General features: G+C 65.5%; 13 protein-coding genes. 4 read left to right on the top strand and 9 right to left on the bottom strand.

What is annotated here, in order from left to right; translation table 11 throughout:
- Nucleotides 1–68: 68 nt before the first annotated feature.
- From aliA to badH, 4 genes are all read right to left on the bottom strand, one after another.
- Nucleotides 69–1,712: a cyclohexanecarboxylate-CoA ligase gene (gene aliA / locus RM96_RS32115; RefSeq protein ID WP_039015788.1), complete on the bottom strand. Its 1,644-nt coding sequence runs from the start codon at nucleotides 1,710–1,712 to the stop codon at nucleotides 69–71.
- Between the two features lie 48 nt (nucleotides 1,713–1,760).
- Nucleotides 1,761–2,912, bottom strand: coding sequence for a cyclohexanecarboxyl-CoA dehydrogenase (gene aliB / locus RM96_RS32110; protein WP_039015787.1), 1,152 nt, complete (start codon nucleotides 2,910–2,912; stop codon nucleotides 1,761–1,763).
- Nucleotides 2,913–2,975: 63 nt separating this feature from the next.
- Nucleotides 2,976–3,758, bottom strand: coding sequence for a 2-ketocyclohexanecarboxyl-CoA hydrolase (gene badI, locus RM96_RS32105; RefSeq protein WP_039015786.1), 783 nt, complete (start codon nucleotides 3,756–3,758; stop codon nucleotides 2,976–2,978).
- A gap of 26 nt (nucleotides 3,759–3,784) precedes the next feature.
- Nucleotides 3,785–4,552 carry a 2-hydroxycyclohexanecarboxyl-CoA dehydrogenase gene (gene badH, locus RM96_RS32100; protein WP_039015785.1) on the bottom strand — a complete coding sequence of 256 codons (768 nt, stop codon included), beginning with the start codon at nucleotides 4,550–4,552 and terminating at the stop codon, nucleotides 3,785–3,787.
- 136 nt (nucleotides 4,553–4,688) lie between these two features.
- On the opposite strand from badH, the gene RM96_RS32095 reads away from it, so the two are divergent.
- The 4 genes from RM96_RS32095 to RM96_RS32080 all read left to right on the top strand — a co-directional run bounded on the left by RM96_RS32095 (nucleotide 4,689) and on the right by RM96_RS32080 (nucleotide 6,819).
- A complete protein-coding gene (locus tag RM96_RS32095; RefSeq protein ID WP_039015784.1) occupies nucleotides 4,689–5,201 on the top strand; it encodes a MarR family winged helix-turn-helix transcriptional regulator in 513 nt (170 codons plus the stop codon).
- A gap of 121 nt (nucleotides 5,202–5,322) precedes the next feature.
- The gene (locus RM96_RS32090) at nucleotides 5,323–5,751 is read left to right on the top strand and encodes an antitoxin Xre/MbcA/ParS toxin-binding domain-containing protein (protein WP_039015783.1); all 429 of its coding nucleotides are present in this window, start codon (nucleotides 5,323–5,325) and stop codon (nucleotides 5,749–5,751) included.
- Nucleotides 5,751–6,218, top strand: coding sequence for an RES family NAD+ phosphorylase (locus RM96_RS32085; RefSeq protein WP_039015782.1), 468 nt, complete (start codon nucleotides 5,751–5,753; stop codon nucleotides 6,216–6,218). The genes RM96_RS32090 and RM96_RS32085 overlap by 1 nt, the downstream gene beginning before the upstream one ends.
- A gap of 307 nt (nucleotides 6,219–6,525) precedes the next feature.
- Nucleotides 6,526–6,819: a GYD domain-containing protein gene (locus tag RM96_RS32080; RefSeq protein WP_039015781.1), complete on the top strand. Its 294-nt coding sequence runs from the start codon at nucleotides 6,526–6,528 to the stop codon at nucleotides 6,817–6,819.
- A 68-nt stretch (nucleotides 6,820–6,887) separates the two neighbouring features.
- On the opposite strand, the gene fdhF is transcribed toward RM96_RS32080, so the two are convergent.
- The 5 genes from fdhF to RM96_RS32055 form a co-directional block, all read right to left on the bottom strand.
- Nucleotides 6,888–9,719 (bottom strand): formate dehydrogenase subunit alpha, encoded by a 2,832-nt coding sequence (gene fdhF / locus RM96_RS32075; RefSeq protein WP_039015780.1) that lies wholly within the window; start codon nucleotides 9,717–9,719, stop codon nucleotides 6,888–6,890.
- 9 nt (nucleotides 9,720–9,728) lie between these two features.
- Nucleotides 9,729–11,438, bottom strand: a complete 1,710-nt coding sequence (locus tag RM96_RS32070; protein WP_039015779.1) for an NADH-ubiquinone oxidoreductase-F iron-sulfur binding region domain-containing protein — start codon at nucleotides 11,436–11,438, stop codon at nucleotides 9,729–9,731.
- 195 nt (nucleotides 11,439–11,633) lie between these two features.
- Entirely contained in the window at nucleotides 11,634–12,953 is a 1,320-nt protein-coding gene (oxlT, locus tag RM96_RS32065; RefSeq protein ID WP_039015778.1) for an oxalate/formate MFS antiporter, read from the bottom strand.
- Nucleotides 12,954–13,741: 788 nt separating this feature from the next.
- Entirely contained in the window at nucleotides 13,742–13,960 is a 219-nt protein-coding gene (locus RM96_RS32060; RefSeq protein WP_039015777.1) for a hypothetical protein, read from the bottom strand.
- A 151-nt stretch (nucleotides 13,961–14,111) separates the two neighbouring features.
- Nucleotides 14,112–15,035: a LysR family transcriptional regulator gene (locus RM96_RS32055; protein ID WP_039015776.1), complete on the bottom strand. Its 924-nt coding sequence runs from the start codon at nucleotides 15,033–15,035 to the stop codon at nucleotides 14,112–14,114.
- Nucleotides 15,036–15,360 lie beyond the last annotated feature (325 nt).

Raw genomic sequence — 15,360 nt, 5'->3', positions numbered from 1 at the left:
TGAAAATTTTCGGCGGTTAATTGCATATTTTCCACCCTCCGAGAAGACGCAAACGACAACCCGGCCCGTCAAACCCTGCCGCCCTGCAAGCTCTCGCGCAGCCTGAACTTCTGGATCTTCCCGGATGGCGTGGCAGGCAGTGCGTCCTGCACGATCAGGCGCTCGGGGATGTACTGCATCGCCACCTTCTGCCCTTTCAGGTAATCCGCCATCGCTGCCATGTCGAATGCCTGCCCCGGCCGCGGCACCACGAACGCGCAGGCCCGTTCGCCGAGGCGCTCGTCGGGATAGGCAACGATCGCGACCTGCGCCACGGCAGGATGCTGGTACAGCAGCGTCTCGATCTCGACCACCGGGATGTTTTCGCCGCCGCGGATGATGACGTCCTTGCTGCGCCCGGCGATGTGCAGGTAGCCCTGCTCGTCCAGCCGCGCCAGGTCGCCGGTATCGAACCAGCCGTCGGCATCGGTGTCGTTCAGGTGCGGCCGCTTCAGATAGCCGCCGAAATTGGAGCAGGAACGCACCAGCAACCGCCCGATCACGCCTGGCGGCGCGGGCGCGTCGGCGTCGTCGACGACCTTGATTTCCACGCCGGGCAGCGGGCAACCATCGGTGGTGAACGATCGCTCGTCACTGTCATCGAGCCGGGTCGTCGTCACGGCACCGTTCTCCGTCATGCCCCATGCCGAGACGATCTTGGCCCCGAGGGCGTCTCGTGCCCGCTCCACCAGCGCGCCCGGGATCGGCGCGCCGGCGCACAGGAAGGTGCGCAGGCTCGGCACCGGCATGACGGTCTCGGCCACGGTGCGCGCCAGATCGGCCAGGAACGGTGTCGATCCCATGGTGAAGGTCACGCCCTCCGCCCGGATCACGGAGACGGCACGGGCGGGCTCCCACACGTCCTGCAGGACAGCGGTTGCGCCGAGCAGCACCGGCACCATCAGCCCGTACATGAAGCCGGTCTGGTGCGCCATCGGCGAGGCCATCAGCACCACGTCGTCCGCGCCCAGTTGCAGCCGCTCGGCATAGGGCACGATGTTGGCCATCAGCGTATTGGCGGAATGCATCACGCCCTTCGGTTCGCCGGTTGTGCCGGAGGTGTAGATCAGTTGCGTGATGTCGTCGGGGCCTGGCCGGTTGCGCATCAGGATGTCCTGCGCATCCGGCGCCGTTTCCCACGCCGGTCCGCTCAGCAACGTCTCGAAGCTGTCCTCTCCCTCGCCGTCGACCACCACGATGCCCGCAAGATCCGGCAGTGCCGCGCGCAAGCCGTAGAGCATCTGTGCATGGTCGAAACCGCGAAAGCGGGCGGGAACGATCGCCACCTTGCTGCGCGCGTGGGCCAGCATGAACGACAGCTCGCGCTCGCGGAAGATCGGCATCAGCGGATTGAGCACGGCGCCGATGCGCGCGCAGGCGAGGTAGAGCACGCTGACCTGCCACCAGTTGGGCAACTGGCAGGAGACCACGTCCTGCCGGCGCACGCCGAGCCGGGCCAGGCCGACCGCCACGCGGTCCGCGAGCGTGGCGAGTTCACGATAGGTGAAGCGCTCCGTCGTGCCGCTTTCCACCCTGAGCGCCGTGAGGGCAAGCTTCTCCGGCGAGGCCGCGACGCATGCGTCCAGGCAGTCGTTGATGGTCCGGTCATGCCAGAACCCGGCCGCAACGCTGGCGGCGCGGCGTGGTGGAATCAGGACGGCGTCGAAATCCATGCTTGTCTCCTCGTTCTGTTTTTGCCGGCAGGCCGGGAAGCTTCCGGCTCAGGCCGGCACGGCTTCGCGGCCGGCGCGGGTGCGGGCGATGATGGTCTTCATGATCTGGGCCGTGCCGTCGCCGATCTGGAAGCCGAGTACATCGCGCAGGCGTTGCTCCATCACGCCCCGGTCATAGCCGCCGTGCCCGAACGACAGCAGGCACTGGTGCACCACGTCGTAGGCAAGCTTGGGCGCCCACCACTTGCACATTGCGGCCTCGGCGGTGTGCGGCAGGCCATGGTCTTTCAGCCACAGTGTCTGCAGGCACAGCAGCCGGGCCGCGGTCACCTGCGTCTGGAAATCGGCCAGCGGATGCGACACCCCCTGGAATGCCGACAGCGGCTTGCCGAAGGCCTGCCGCCCGGCCACGTACTCCCAGGTCTCGTCCAGCGCCGCCTGCGCAACGGCAAGCACCTGCAGCCCGATCAGCGCGCGCGAGAAATCGAAGCCCTGCATCACCTGCACAAACCCCTCGCCTTCCTTGCCAAGCAGATGGCTGGCCGGCACCCGCACGTTCTCGAAGAAGATCGAGCCGCGCCCGATGGCACGCTGCCCATGGCAGTCGAAGCGATTGCGGGTGATGCCTGGCAGGTCCATCGGCACCAGCACCGCCGAGACGCCGCGGGCGCCTGCTTCGACGGTGCCGGTGCGTGCAAACACCACCGCAGCATCGGCCTGGTCGGCCGCCGAGATAGAGGTCTTCTCGCCGTTGAGCACGTACTCGTCGCCCACGCGCTCCATGCGCAGGCGCAGGCTGGCGGCATCGGAGCCGCCGCGCGGCTCGGTCAGCGCAATCGCAAACAGCGCTTCACCGCGTGTCAGGCGCTGCAGCCAGGGCCGGCCGATCTCCGGCGCGGCATGGTGCGCCAGGATCTGCCCGTTGAGCGAAGCCAGCAGGTTGATGTACGAGATGCTGAGGTCGGCGCGCGCCACCTCTTCATGGATGACGCCGGCGGCCAGGCACCCGAGGCCCTGGCCGCCGCATTCCTCCGGCAGCTCGGGCGCGATAAAACCCATCTCGCCCATCTGGCGCATCAGCGTCCGATCGAGCACGCGCGTCTTGTCGCGTTCCAGGAAACCGGGCGCGATGCACTCGCCGGCAAAACGGCGAGCGTGATCGGCCAGGGCAAGCAGGTCTTCATTGAGGTAGGGATTCATGATGTCTCCGGCATGGGTCCCGCTTCCGGCGCGCTCTGTGGGCGCGCACGGAAGCATCAGCAATTACTTCGCGTATTTGCGGAAGTCCGGCTTGCGCTTTTCCTGGAACGCCGTGACGCCTTCGCGCGACTCTTCGGTGTCGTAGTAGAGCTTCAGCGCGTACATGCCCATGCCGGCGATGCCGCTCTGGTGCGCCGTGTCCATGTTGAACGAGCGCTTGGCGATGGCGATGGCGGTGGGACTCTTCTCCAGGATCTCGTCGCACCACTTCTGCACTTCTGCGTCGAGCTGGTCATGTGGCACGACGGCATTCACCAGCCCAATCGCCAGCGCCTCCGCTGCCGGGTAGCGGCGGCACAGGTACCAGATCTCGCGCGCCTTCTTCTCGCCGACCACGCGGGCCAGGAAAGCCGTGCCGTAGCCGGGATCGACCGAACCGACCTTGGGTCCGACCTGCCCGAACACCGCCTTCTCCGAAGCAATCGTGAAGTCGCAGATCGTGCAAAGCACGTTGCCGCCGCCGATTGCATAGCCCTGCACGCGCGCGATCACCGGTTTTGGCACATCGCGAATGGCGTTGTGCAGCTCCTCCATCGGCAACCCGATGGTGCCGCGGCCGTCGTACTGGCCTTCGTGGGCAGACTGGTCGCCGCCGGTGCAGAAGGCTTTCTCGCCGGCGCCGGCCAGCACGATGGCGCCGATCTCGCGGTCGTAGCCTGCGCGGTTGATGGCGTGGATCAGTTCGTCGCAGGTGCGCCCGCGGAAGGCGTTCATCTTCTCGGGGCGGTTGATGATGATCCAGGCCGCGCCGTTGCGGACTTCATAGAGGATGTCTTCGTAATGCATGGTTGTCTCCGGGTCTGTTTTTCGTTTCAGCCGTTCATGGTCAGGCCGCCGGACACGCTCAGGACTTGTCCGGTGATAAAGGCGGCGTCATCGCTGGCGAAGAACGCGATGGCACCGGGCAGGTCGTCCGGCTTGCCAATGCGGCCGAGCGGAATCGAGCGGGTGAAGGCCTCGACCAGCTTCTCGGGGTTGCCGGCGCCCTGCTTGTAGTCCTCGAACAGCGCCGTCTCGGTCGGACCCGGGCACACCACGTTGACGGTGATGCCGTGGCGCGCGTGCTCGCGCGCAATGGTCTTCGAGAACGACACCAGCCCGCCCTTGCAGGCGGCATAAACCGCCTCGCCCGAGGAACCGACCCGCGCCGCATCCGAGGCGATATTGACGATGCGCCCGCGCTTGCGCTCGACCATGCCTGGCAGCACGGCGTGATGCATGTGCAGCGCGCCGGTCAGGTTGATGGCGATGAGGCGCTCCCACTGCACGGGCTCCGTCTTCGTGAAAGGCTTGAAGACATCCCAGCCGGCGTTGTTGACGAGCACGTCGACGGGGCCGAGCGACTCCTGCACCGCTGCCAAGGCCACATCCACGCTCACGCGGTCGGTAATGTCGCAACGCATTGCCAGGGCGCGGCCGCCCGCATCGCGGATCTGGGCCGCGATGCGCTCGGCCGCCTCGGGGTTGAGATCGAGCACACCCACCGCCGCGCCCTCGCGCGCAAAGCGCAAACACGTTGCGCCGCCGATACCACCACCGCCACCGGTCACGATGACCGTCTTGCCATTCAGTCCTTGCACAGCGTTCTCCTTCGAGGTTCCAGGTGCTATCGTGCGGCCTTGGCGCTGCACGTCTTCACCAATTTAGGTAAATATATTTACCTATACTAGAAGCTATGCAGGCGCAGCGCAAGCACGTATCTCCCTGGAAAGGATCATGGTTAACCCCGAAATCAGTGATGAAATTGGCCCCTCAGCCCGCATGGAACTCGCCAACCGGCTGTTCTTCCGTCTGTACCAATGCGCAAACATGTTGCACAAAACGGGGTCGCGCGCGGTGGAGGAAGAAGGACTGACCACGCAGCAGTGGGCCGTGCTGGGCGCGCTGTCGCGCCCGGAGGCGGCCGATGGCATGAGCGTGGGAGACCTGGCGCGCTACCTGATGGTGAGCCGGCAGAACCTGTCCGGCCTGATCAGCCGCATGGAACGGGATGGCCACCTGAGCATGGCACCCGACGGGCGCGACCGGCGCTCCAGGCTGGTCAGGATGAGCGAGTCAGGACGGGAGGTCTGGCTGCACCTGGCGCAGCCCAAGATCCGCGCCTACTACGAGCAGGCGCTGACCGGGTTCTCGACCAACGACCTGACCCACACCCTGCACTACCTGCTCAAGCTGCTGGACAATATGCGGGAGCTGGATGCGGGTTCGGGGGATGGGGAGCGTGAGTAGGTCCGAGGTGCCATGCAGGCAGCAGCGGGATCAAGCGCGCAATGCGTCACTCACGCTCGTTCTGCAGTTCAGTATCAATTGACCTATAATTCGGTATCAATTGAGCCAACCGGGAGTTCCCATGATGGTCGTCTCCCCAGAAAACATCAGCGCCGTGATGGCGCTGTCGCCGCCGCTGCTGTCCATTGCCGATCTGGACGCCGCAGTGCGCGAAGGCCTGCCCAAGTCCGCCTTGCGCGAGATCGTCGAGCACGTGGTCCGCTCGGCGGAAGAACGCCGCGCCCTGATGTCGCGCATCGTGCCGGAGGCAACCTTCAAGCGCCGCCGCGACCGGCTGACGCCCGATGAGTCCGAAAAGACGGAGCGCCTGGCGCGCATCTTTGCCACGGCCAACTTCGTCTGGGACGATGAGGACGATGCCCGGCAATTCCTCAGCGCCCCGCATCCCCTGCTCGGGGGCAGCAAGCCTCTGGACGTGGCCATGACGGAACTCGGCGCGCGGCGCGTGGAGGAACTGCTCTGGAGGCTCTTCTATGGCATGTCCGCCTGATGCAGATCTTCCGGATCGCAGACCGCCGCCACGAGGTGTGGAACGGCACGGGCGCGATGCTGGTTGGCGGCCGCTTCAACAGCGCCGGGCGGCCGGTCATCTATGGCCCGCTCACGTTCGCGGGTGCCATGCTCGAAGTGCTGGTGCATGCGCGGATCGGCAAGGTTCCCCGCCATCACGTCCTGGTGGTCGGCGCGGTGCCGGACAGCGTTTCGGTGGAACGCGCCGGAGCAGATTGCCTGCCGGACGGCTGGGATGCGCTGGATGACCCGCGTGCTGCCCGGGGCTTCGGCGATCGCTGGCTGGCCGAGGCGCGGTCGGCTGTCTTGCTGGTGCCCTCGGTCGTGGCGCGCCGGGAGTGGAATGCGCTGGTCAATCCGGCGCATCCGGACGCAGCCAGGATCATCGTTTCCGAGCCGGAAGCCGTGCACTGGGATGACAGGCTCTTCGCGAAAATCGGGCTGTGAGCCGCCGGCTGATCGCTCGAGCCGCAAGCAGCTGTTTCAGCACTGAAACCCATTGCCCCGCGATCTGACCGGGGCCGTGAGGGAATCGCCCCGAAAGCGCCAGCCAACGCCATTGGCGCGCAATATGCATGATCACGAACTTGCTCAGACTCCCGGGCGCCTTTCTCCCCGCAGTGCAGGCACTCTTGCCTCGCCTGACGCTCCGAAGCCCTGAACCACCGTCCGCACGTTTCCGTGCGACGCGGGTCGTCGCCCGCGTCAGCGGCATGTCCGGCCGGCGTCCGATCCATCCAGCCGGAGACGCATCATGACCCGATATATCGTGCTCGCAAGCTTTACCGACCAGGGCATCCGCACGGTCAAGGACACCACCAAGCGCGCGACCATCGTGCGGGAAATGGGTGCGCAGATGGGCATCCAGGTCAAAGACATCTACTGGACGCTAGGCAAGTACGACGTTGTTCTGACGCTCGAAGCCCCCGATGACGCCACCATGACCTCTTTTGGCCTGAGCATCGGCGCGTTGGGCAATGTCCGCACCCAGACGCTGCGCGCGTTCGATGCCGACGAAATGCAGGGCATTCTCGGCAAGATGCGCTAGCCGGCGCCAGAAATCATAAGGGCACCCGCCCGCGGGTGCCCTCGGCTGCGCCCACGAAGACGCGCTCCTTAAAAAGCTGAATCGTCACACACGCTGAGTATCTGCCCTCCCCCATAGCTCGACTGCTCCGGCACCAGGCCACCCGCCGTCATCTTCACCGCGCAGTACTTGAACTCCGGAATCTTCCCGAACGGGTCCAGCGCCGAATTGGTGAGCTTGTTAATCGCCGCTTCGTAGTAGCAGAACGGCACGAACACAGCGCCGCGCGGGGTTCCTGCGTCGGCTCGCGCATAGAGCGAGACTTCGCCCCGGCGCGATGCGAGCGTGACCAGTTCGCCGGCTTTGGCGCCCAGCGCATCCAGGTCCAGCGGATGCACCAGCGCCACCGGATCGGGTTCGATCGCATCCAGCACACCGGCGCGGCGCGTCATGCTGCCGGTATGCCAATGCTCAAGCTGGCGCCCGGTGATGAGCACCATCGGATATTCCGCGTCGGGGCGTTCCGCTGCCGGGATGATGTCGGCCGGCACAAAGCGCGCGCGACCGGTCGCGGTCGGGAAATCCTCGGTGAAGATCACGGGCTCGCCAGGGTCGCCTTCTTCGCGGCAAGGATAGGTCACCGCGTGCTCGCGCTCGAGCCGCTCCCAGGTCACGCCGGCGATGCTCGGCATGGCGTGGCGCATTTCGTCGAAGACGTCGGCCACGCCCGCGTAGTGCCAGTCCAGCCCGAGTTGCGCCGCCATCTGCTGGATGATCCACAGGTCCTGGCGGGCCTGGCCGGGCGGGTCGATGGCCTGGCGGCCGAGCTGGACGATGCGGTCGGTGTTGGTGAAGGTGCCGGTCTTCTCGGGGAAGGCCGAAGCGGGCAACACTACGTCGGCCAGGTAGGCAGTCTCGGTCAGGAAGATGTCCTGAACCACCAAGTGGTCCAGCGAGGCGAGCGCCTCGCGCGCGTGCTCGGCATCGGGATCTGACATCGCGGGGTTTTCGCCCATGATGTACATGCCGCGCACTTCACCGCGCTCGATCGCCTGCATCACCTCGACCACGGTCAGGCCAGGCTGGCGGTCCAGCTTCATGCCCCACAGCGACTCGAAGCTGGCGATGGCGGCGGGATCGTCGACACGGCGGTAGTCGGGGTACATCATCGGGATCAGGCCCGCGTCGGAGGCGCCCTGCACGTTGTTCTGCCCGCGCAGCGGATGCAGGCCGGTGCCGGGCCGGCCAATCTGGCCAGTCATCAGCGCCAGCGCGATCAGGCAGCGTGCGTTGTCGGTGCCGTGTACGTGCTGCGACACGCCCATGCCCCACAGGATCATCGACCCCTTCGAGGTGGCATACAGGCGCGCCACTTCGCGGATGGTCTCTGCCTCGATGCCGCACACCGGCGCCATCAGCTCCGGGCTGTACGCGGCAACGTTGCGCTGCAGCTCGTCGAAGCCGATGGTGCGGCTGTCGATGAAGTCCTGGTCCACCAGCCCTTCGTTCACGATGACATGCATCATCGCGTTGAGCAGGGCCACGTCGGCGTCGGGGTTGAACTGCAGGAAGCGATGGGCGAAGCGCGCCAGGTCGGAGCGGCGCGGATCGGCGACGATCAGCTTGGTGCCGTTCTTTACCGCGTTCTTGATCCAGCTGGCTGCCACCGGATGGTTCACGGTCGGGTTGGCGCCGATCACGATCACCACTTCGGCCTTGTCGACGTCCATCACGGGGTTCGATACCGCGCCCGAGCCGATGCCCTCCAGCAGTGCCGCCACCGACGAGGCGTGGCAAAGCCGCGTGCAGTGGTCGACGTTGTTGCTGCCAAACCCGGTGCGCACCAGCTTCTGGAACAGGTAGGCCTCCTCGTTGCTGCCCTTGGCCGAGCCGAAGCCGGCCAGCGCCCGCTTGCCGTGCGTGTCGCGGATCTGCGCGAGCTTGCCGCCGGCCAGCGCGAGTGCCTCTTCCCATGTGGCTTCGCGGAACACGTCCATCACGTGGTCCGGATCCATGACGAAGTCGCCGCGCTTGGGCACGCCTTCGCGGCGCACCAACGGCACCGTCAGCCGCTGCGGGTGCTGCACATAGTCGAAGCCATAGCGGCCCTTCACGCACAGCCGCTCATGGTTGGCCGGGCCGTCGCGCCCCTCCACGAACAGGATGCGGTTGTCCTTCACGTTGTAGGTGAGCTGGCAGCCCACGCCGCAATATGGGCAGACCGAGTCCACCTGCTTGTCGGGCACCGCCAGCGCCGCGTCGCGCGCGGGCATCAGCGCGCCGGTCGGGCACGCCTGCACGCATTCGCCGCAGGCCACGCAGGTGGAGGCGCCCATCGGGTCGTCCATGTCGAACACGATGCGGGCTTCGTCGCCGCGCAGTGCCAGGCCGATCACGTCATTGACCTGCTCGTCGCGGCAGGCGCGCAGGCAGCGCGTGCACTGGATGCAGGCATCCAGGTTGACGGCGATGGCCGGGTGCGACAGGTCCGCCGCCACGCGCTCGCGCGGCGCAAAGCGGGGCTTGCCGACTTCCAGCTTTGCCGCCCATTGGTCCAGCTCGTTTTGGCGGGTGTAGCCGGTCTCCGGCATATCCGACTGCAGCAGCTCCAGCACCGTGCGCTGGGCACGCAGCGCGCGCTCGGACTCGGTCTGCACCTGCATGCCTTCCGCCGGATAGCGGCAGCAGGACGGCGCCAGCACGCGCTCGCCCTTGATTTCCACCATGCAGGCGCGGCAGTTGCCGGCCGGCTCCAGGCCGTCCTTGTAGCAGAGGTGCGGCACCTCGAAGCCTTCGCGCTGCGCGACTTTCAGCAGGCTCTCGCCGGGCTGCGCGCTGACTTCCCGTCCATTCAGCGTGAAGGTGACGGCGGGCCCGGCGGATTCGACTAGCGCGCGTTCGGCGCGGGTCAGTGCATTCATGTCAGTCTCTCAGGCCAGTTCGTGCGGGAAATACTTGATCACGCAATCCACTGGATTGGGCGCGGCCTGCCCCAACCCGCAGATCGATGCATCGCGCATCACCGCGGAGAGGTCTTCCAGCGCGCCGAGGTCCCATTTGGGCTGGCGGATCAGGTCAAGCGCCTTGGCGGTGCCCGAGCGGCATGGCGTGCATTGCCCGCAGGATTCGTGCTTGAAGAAATGCATCAGGTTTCGCGCCGCTTGCGTGGCGCTGTCCTGGTCGGACAGGATCACCACCGCGGCCGAGCCGATAAAGCAGCCATAGGGCTGCAGCGTGTCGAAGTCGAGCGGGATACTGCCCATCGACGCCGGCAGGATGCCGCCCGACGCGCCGCCCGGCAGGTAGGCGTAGAACGCATGGCCGTCGAGCATGCCGCCGCAATATTCGTCGATCAGCGCCTGCACCGTGATGCCGGCCGGTGCCAGGTGCACGCCGGGGCGTTTCACCCGCCCCGACACCGAGAACGAGCGCAGCCCCTTGCGGCCGTTGCGCCCCTGCGAGGCAAACCATTCGGCGCCCTTCTCGATAATGTCGCGCACCCAGTAGAGGGTCTCGAAGTTGTGCTCCAGCGTAGGCCGGCCAAACAGGCCTACCTGCGCCACATACGGCGGACGCAGGCGCGGCATGCCGCGCTTGCCCTCTATCGATTCGATCATGGCCGATTCTTCGCCGCAGATATACGCGCCCGCGCCGCGGCGCAGCTCGATCGCGGGCAGGCCCGGCACCGGCGGATCTTCACGCAGGCGGCGCAGCGCTTCGGTCAGCAGCGCGCGGCAGCCGGCGTATTCGTCGCGAAGGTAGATGTAGATGGCGGACACGTTAACGACGGATGCCGCGATCAGCATGCCTTCCAGGAAGCGGTGCGGATCGCGCTCCAGGTAGACGCGGTCCTTGAACGTGCCCGGTTCGCCTTCGTCGATGTTGACGGCCATCAGTCGCGGTGCGGGCTCGTTCTGCACGATGCGCCATTTGCGCCCGGTCGGGAACCCAGCGCCGCCCAGTCCGCGCAGGCCGGAATCCTCCATCGTGCACAGCACGGCGGCCGGGTCGAGCGAGCCGTCCGTGAGCGACTTCAGCAAGCCGTAGCCGCCGTTCGCGCGATAGGCATCGTAATCGATAAAAGGCTCCGGCTCATGACGCACCGCGCCGGCCTGCACGGCCGATGCGATGGCCGAGGTGCTGGCGCAGTCCACCGGGTTTTGCCCGACCAGCGCTGCGGGTGCTTTCTCGCATCGGCCAATGCAGGGGGCAGCTACAACGCGCACGTCCGTGCCAAGCACGGCGGGAAGTTTGTCGATCAGCGCCTTCGCGCCGGCCAGTTCGCAGGCAATGCCCTCGCACACGCGCACGGTGAGCGCGGGCGGCGCGGCGATATTGCCGTCGGCGTCCTCGCGCACGACATCGAAGTGGTGGTAGAAGGTCGCCACTTCGTAGACCTCGGTCATCGACAGCCGCAGCTCACTGGCCAGCGCCACGAGGTGCGGCATGGCGAGCTGGCCGTAGCGGTCATTGATGCAGTGCAGATGCTCGATCAGCAGGTCGCGGCGGCGCGGCATGTCGCCGAGCACGGCCCTGACTTCGGCCAGCGCGGCGGCATCGACCTGCCTGCCCTTGGGCTGGCGGCGCTTGCGCTGCCGTCCGAGTCCTGTCGCTTCGAGGGGAATGACAACCTGGTTCATGGCAATGCCTGTGTTCTCTTGCGGGTTCCGGATGAACGATCAGGAAGGCGTCCTGGTGGACGGCCTTCCTGTCGCGGTTCTCTGGTTTTTGTATTGTGCTACCGGGTGCGGCGCCTGTGCAGGCATTCGCAGGTGCCGCGCCCGGGTACTGCCAGCGTCATGCGTGGTGTTGCATGCGCCGTACTGCTTTCTTCATCAGGTGAGGTCCTCCGGCACGGCGCGATAGCCCATCGGATGGCTGGTATTGGCATGCACGTATTTCCTGGCATGCGCCTCGCGCATCGGCTTGAGGACGAACAGGGCAAGGAAGGCTGACAGGCCTGCCATGGCCGAGGCAAGCACGAACACGGCATGCCAGTCGCCGGTAGCGGCAGTGATGACGCTGGAGAACGGCACCAGCAGCGCTGCCGTGCCCTTGGCGGTGTACAGCAAGCCGGCATTGGTGGCGGCAAACTTCGGACCGAACGTGTCGCCGCAAGTAGCCGGGAACAGGCTGTAGATTTCACCCCAGGCAAAGAACACTACGCCGGTCAGTACCACGAACGCAACCGGGTTGTGCCCGTACTTGGACAGCAGCAGGATCCCTACCGCTTCCACCGCGAAGGCGAAGAACATGGTGCGCTCGCGGCCGATATGGTCCGAGATCCAGCCGAAGAACGGACGGGTCAGCCCGTTGAGCACGCGGTCGATGGTCAGCGCGAAGGTCAGTGCCGGCAGCGTCAGGCCGAGGATCGAGACCGGCGAGTCATGCAGGCCGAAGTCCTTGGCGATCGGGCCCAGCTGCGCGGTAGCCATCAGGCCGCCGGCTGCCATCATCACGAACATCGCGTACATGATCCAGAAGATCGGCGACTTCAGCACCTGGCGCGGCGTGGCGTTGTAGGTCGCGGCGGCCTTCAGGGTCGTCTTGACCTCGCTCAGTATCCTGGCCGAAGGCGGATACAGGGCCAGGCCCAGCAGGAACACGATCAGGCCCTGGCCCAGGCCGAACCACAGGAATGTGGCCTCATAGCCGGCCGACTTGATCATGTTGGCGATGGGCACCACCGTCATCGCGGAGCCTGCGCCAAAACCCGCGGCAGTAATCCCCGCGGCAAGCCCCCGGCGATTCGGGAACCACTTCAATGCGTTGCCCACGCAGGTGCCATACACCGCGCCGGCGCCAATGCCGCCGATCGCCGCGGCGAAATACAGCATCGGCAGCGACGATGCCACCGAGTTCAGCGCCCAGGCAACCGCACACAGCAAGCCGCCGCCCACCACCACCGGACGCGGACCGTACTTGTCCACCAGATAGCCTTCGATCGGCACCAGCCACGTTTCCGTGACCACAAAGATGGTGAATGCCACCTGGATGGCCGTGCGGCCCCAGTGATACTTGTCGTCGATAGGATTGACGAACAGTGTCCACCCGTACTGCATGTTGGCGATCATCGCCATACAGATCACACCGAAGACCAATTGCACCCACGGCGACGCAAAGCGCGACGTGGACTCCCTTTGCTGCAGTTCCATGATGTCTCCTTCTAGCGGGCTCGCCGCCGGGGTGGAAGTTGGGCGCCTGTGGACGCCTCTGCGCAATGCTATTAATGAACAGCTGAGCCGTTCTAGTGCTATACGGTATGTGATATATCACCCAAGTCAAGTGTATTCTTTGTGGCCTTGCAGCATGCAAAGTCGAGGCTGTTCAGATGTATTGGAAATGCTGCAATGCGACTGGTGCGCGGCGCGCATCAACGGGGCGGTCGAACGGCATCAACGCCCTTTAAGATCAGACACTTAGGAAGTCTTCTCGCATGAATCCGGAGCGGCTGGACGCGAGGCAGATTGCCCAGGTTTCCAGCTCGGGAAAGTTGTTGAAAACGGCCCGTCCGGGAAAGTCCCTAGACCCATACAGGTAAGGGTTCATCCAGATGTATGACGTTTTCGGAGTGCCGGGAACCGGCGATTCGGAGGAAGGAGAGGACCTGATGAACCGGCAACACGTGGTGCCCGGCATGAACAGATCCCTTGGGCGCGACGCGGAAACTGGAGCTTCCGGAGCCCGAAAAAGTGGGAGGATGGCGGCCGTGGACCTGCCGACAAATCTGGCTGCCATTGGATCGCCACTACGGCGTTCAGGCACCCATGAGCCAGGACCAGGGAACTGCGACAACAAGTGCAAGAGTGCAACAAGGGGTGCCGACCGCTACAGCCCTTGTATTGTTGGAACTCGGTACTTCAGTTGACTAGCCATTGCAGCGGTTCACGCGTGCGTGCCCTGGCCGTCGGCGGCTAGCGGCTGACGGCCGATTACCCGCGCATCAGGCATGCGCCAGTTGCGGCGCAACACCGACCGTACGGGCCGGGCGAGCGCGGCCAACGCCTGCGTCTTCCTGGTTCGAACCCAGTCCTGCAAAGCGGCCATGCTCCTGCGCGGTGACGAGCAGATCCATCGGCACGCGGGTGGCGAGCAGGAAGGTCATGCCAACGCCGACAGCGATAAGGGCCAGGGCGAGGATCAGGAGAAGAGCGGCGTCCATTTGAAAACTCCAGGTTGGTAGTGATTAGGAGTTTTCATTATATGCTGCGCCGCACTATGTGTAAATATCCTGTATGTGATATATCAGTGAGAGTTTTGCTCGAAAACAACAGCCTCATGCCGCCAGCGTCACTCCTCGCATGAAGCCAGGCTCAGACAGTCGCGGTCTCCTGTCTTGCGAGAACGGGATCCCTGTATTCGAGCCCTCGAAGTGCGTCCCAGATCGCTGCGGCATTGGGCTTGAGCGAGCGGCTCTTGCGGCGGACCAGCATGACCGTGGATGTAACCTGCGGTCGCAGGGGCCGCATTACCGCGGCCGGATTGAGCCCGCCCGCCTGCGCCCGCGACGGCACCACGCCAATGCCCAGGCCCAGCGCCACCATGCCGAAGACCGCGGCGAAATGCCCGAGCAGCTGCAGCGACCCCGCCCTCACGTGATAACTGCTGAGCGCCTTTTCCACGGCGGGCTGCATGCCGCACTGCTGGTCCAGCGTCAGAACGTTGGCATCGCACAGGTCACCCCACCCGATCGATTCGCGTGAGGCCAGCGGATGTTGCGCCGGCAGTACCGCGTGGTAGGCATCGATGCACAGCGGCTCGCAGTACAGGTCGTCGCCGGACTGAGGATCGGTGGCAATGCCGAAATCAACCTCGCCGCTGCGCACGCTCTGCAGCACCGAATCCTGCGAGCGGTCCTTGAGCCGGATGGCGATGGCCGGCCAGGCCTTGCGGCAACCCGCCAGCCATGCCGGCACGGACATCGAGCTCAATACCGGATCGGAGGCAATCTGCACCAGGCCCTGGCAAGGCTTGCTGGCGCCATGGCTTTCGCGCAGGGTCTGCTCGACTTCCTCGATCAGGTGGCAGATGCGCTGCGACAGATGCTGGCCGGCGTCGGTCAGCTCTACCTGGCGCGTGGTGCGGTCGAACAGGCGCTGGTCGATCTCCTCTTCCAACTCGCGCACGCTGCGGCTGATCGCCGATTGAGTCAGGCCGAGCTCTGCGGCGGCGCGCGTGAAACTCTTCTGCCGCGCTACCGCGGCAAATGCCTTCAGTTGGGGGAGCGAGATATTCATGACCGCCCTCCCCGCCCGGGCGTCATGGTGGTGTGTGCCGAAGGCGATGCGCGAGTCACGGCTGTCTCCTGTGGCGGTCGTGCCGCCTGTTATGCGTTATTGCTGTGACGCTGTCTTGCGCTCGGAAAGCCGCCTGTCGTTCCCGCGCAGGCGGGACAATGCACTGAAGCACATTGTCCCGCCTGCGCGGGAACGACAGGCATGGGGCAGCAAGCTGCCAGGATTACTCTCCCTTGCGGGCGGAAGCGCTGACCATATAGGCCGCATCCGAGACCGGCACCGCATCCGGGCGTCCCGTGATGAACCGCTTGCGCATCGGCGCCAG

This window comes from Cupriavidus sp. IDO (assembly GCF_000812465.1).
Lineage (GTDB): Bacteria > Pseudomonadota > Gammaproteobacteria > Burkholderiales > Burkholderiaceae > Cupriavidus.
The sequence above is the reverse complement of the archived record's forward strand: the minus strand, read 5'-3'. Positions and strand labels throughout refer to the sequence as shown.

Excerpts from the sequence above, each read along its gene's own strand:
- aliA (WP_039015788.1), bottom strand. The coding sequence starts at position 1,712 with ATGGATTTCGACGCCGTCCTGATTCCACCACGCCGCGCCGCCAGCGTT.
- aliB (WP_039015787.1), bottom strand. The coding sequence starts at position 2,912 with ATGAATCCCTACCTCAATGAAGACCTGCTTGCCCTGGCCGATCACGCT.
- badI (WP_039015786.1), bottom strand. The coding sequence starts at position 3,758 with ATGCATTACGAAGACATCCTCTATGAAGTCCGCAACGGCGCGGCCTGG.
- RM96_RS32095 (WP_039015784.1), top strand. The coding sequence starts at position 4,689 with ATGGTTAACCCCGAAATCAGTGATGAAATTGGCCCCTCAGCCCGCATG.
- RM96_RS32090 (WP_039015783.1), top strand. The coding sequence starts at position 5,323 with ATGATGGTCGTCTCCCCAGAAAACATCAGCGCCGTGATGGCGCTGTCG.
- RM96_RS32085 (WP_039015782.1), top strand. The coding sequence starts at position 5,751 with ATGCAGATCTTCCGGATCGCAGACCGCCGCCACGAGGTGTGGAACGGC.
- RM96_RS32080 (WP_039015781.1), top strand. The coding sequence starts at position 6,526 with ATGACCCGATATATCGTGCTCGCAAGCTTTACCGACCAGGGCATCCGC.
- fdhF (WP_039015780.1), bottom strand. The coding sequence starts at position 9,719 with ATGAATGCACTGACCCGCGCCGAACGCGCGCTAGTCGAATCCGCCGGG.
- RM96_RS32070 (WP_039015779.1), bottom strand. The coding sequence starts at position 11,438 with ATGAACCAGGTTGTCATTCCCCTCGAAGCGACAGGACTCGGACGGCAG.
- oxlT (WP_039015778.1), bottom strand. The coding sequence starts at position 12,953 with ATGGAACTGCAGCAAAGGGAGTCCACGTCGCGCTTTGCGTCGCCGTGG.
- RM96_RS32060 (WP_039015777.1), bottom strand. The coding sequence starts at position 13,960 with ATGGACGCCGCTCTTCTCCTGATCCTCGCCCTGGCCCTTATCGCTGTC.
- RM96_RS32055 (WP_039015776.1), bottom strand. The coding sequence starts at position 15,035 with ATGAATATCTCGCTCCCCCAACTGAAGGCATTTGCCGCGGTAGCGCGG.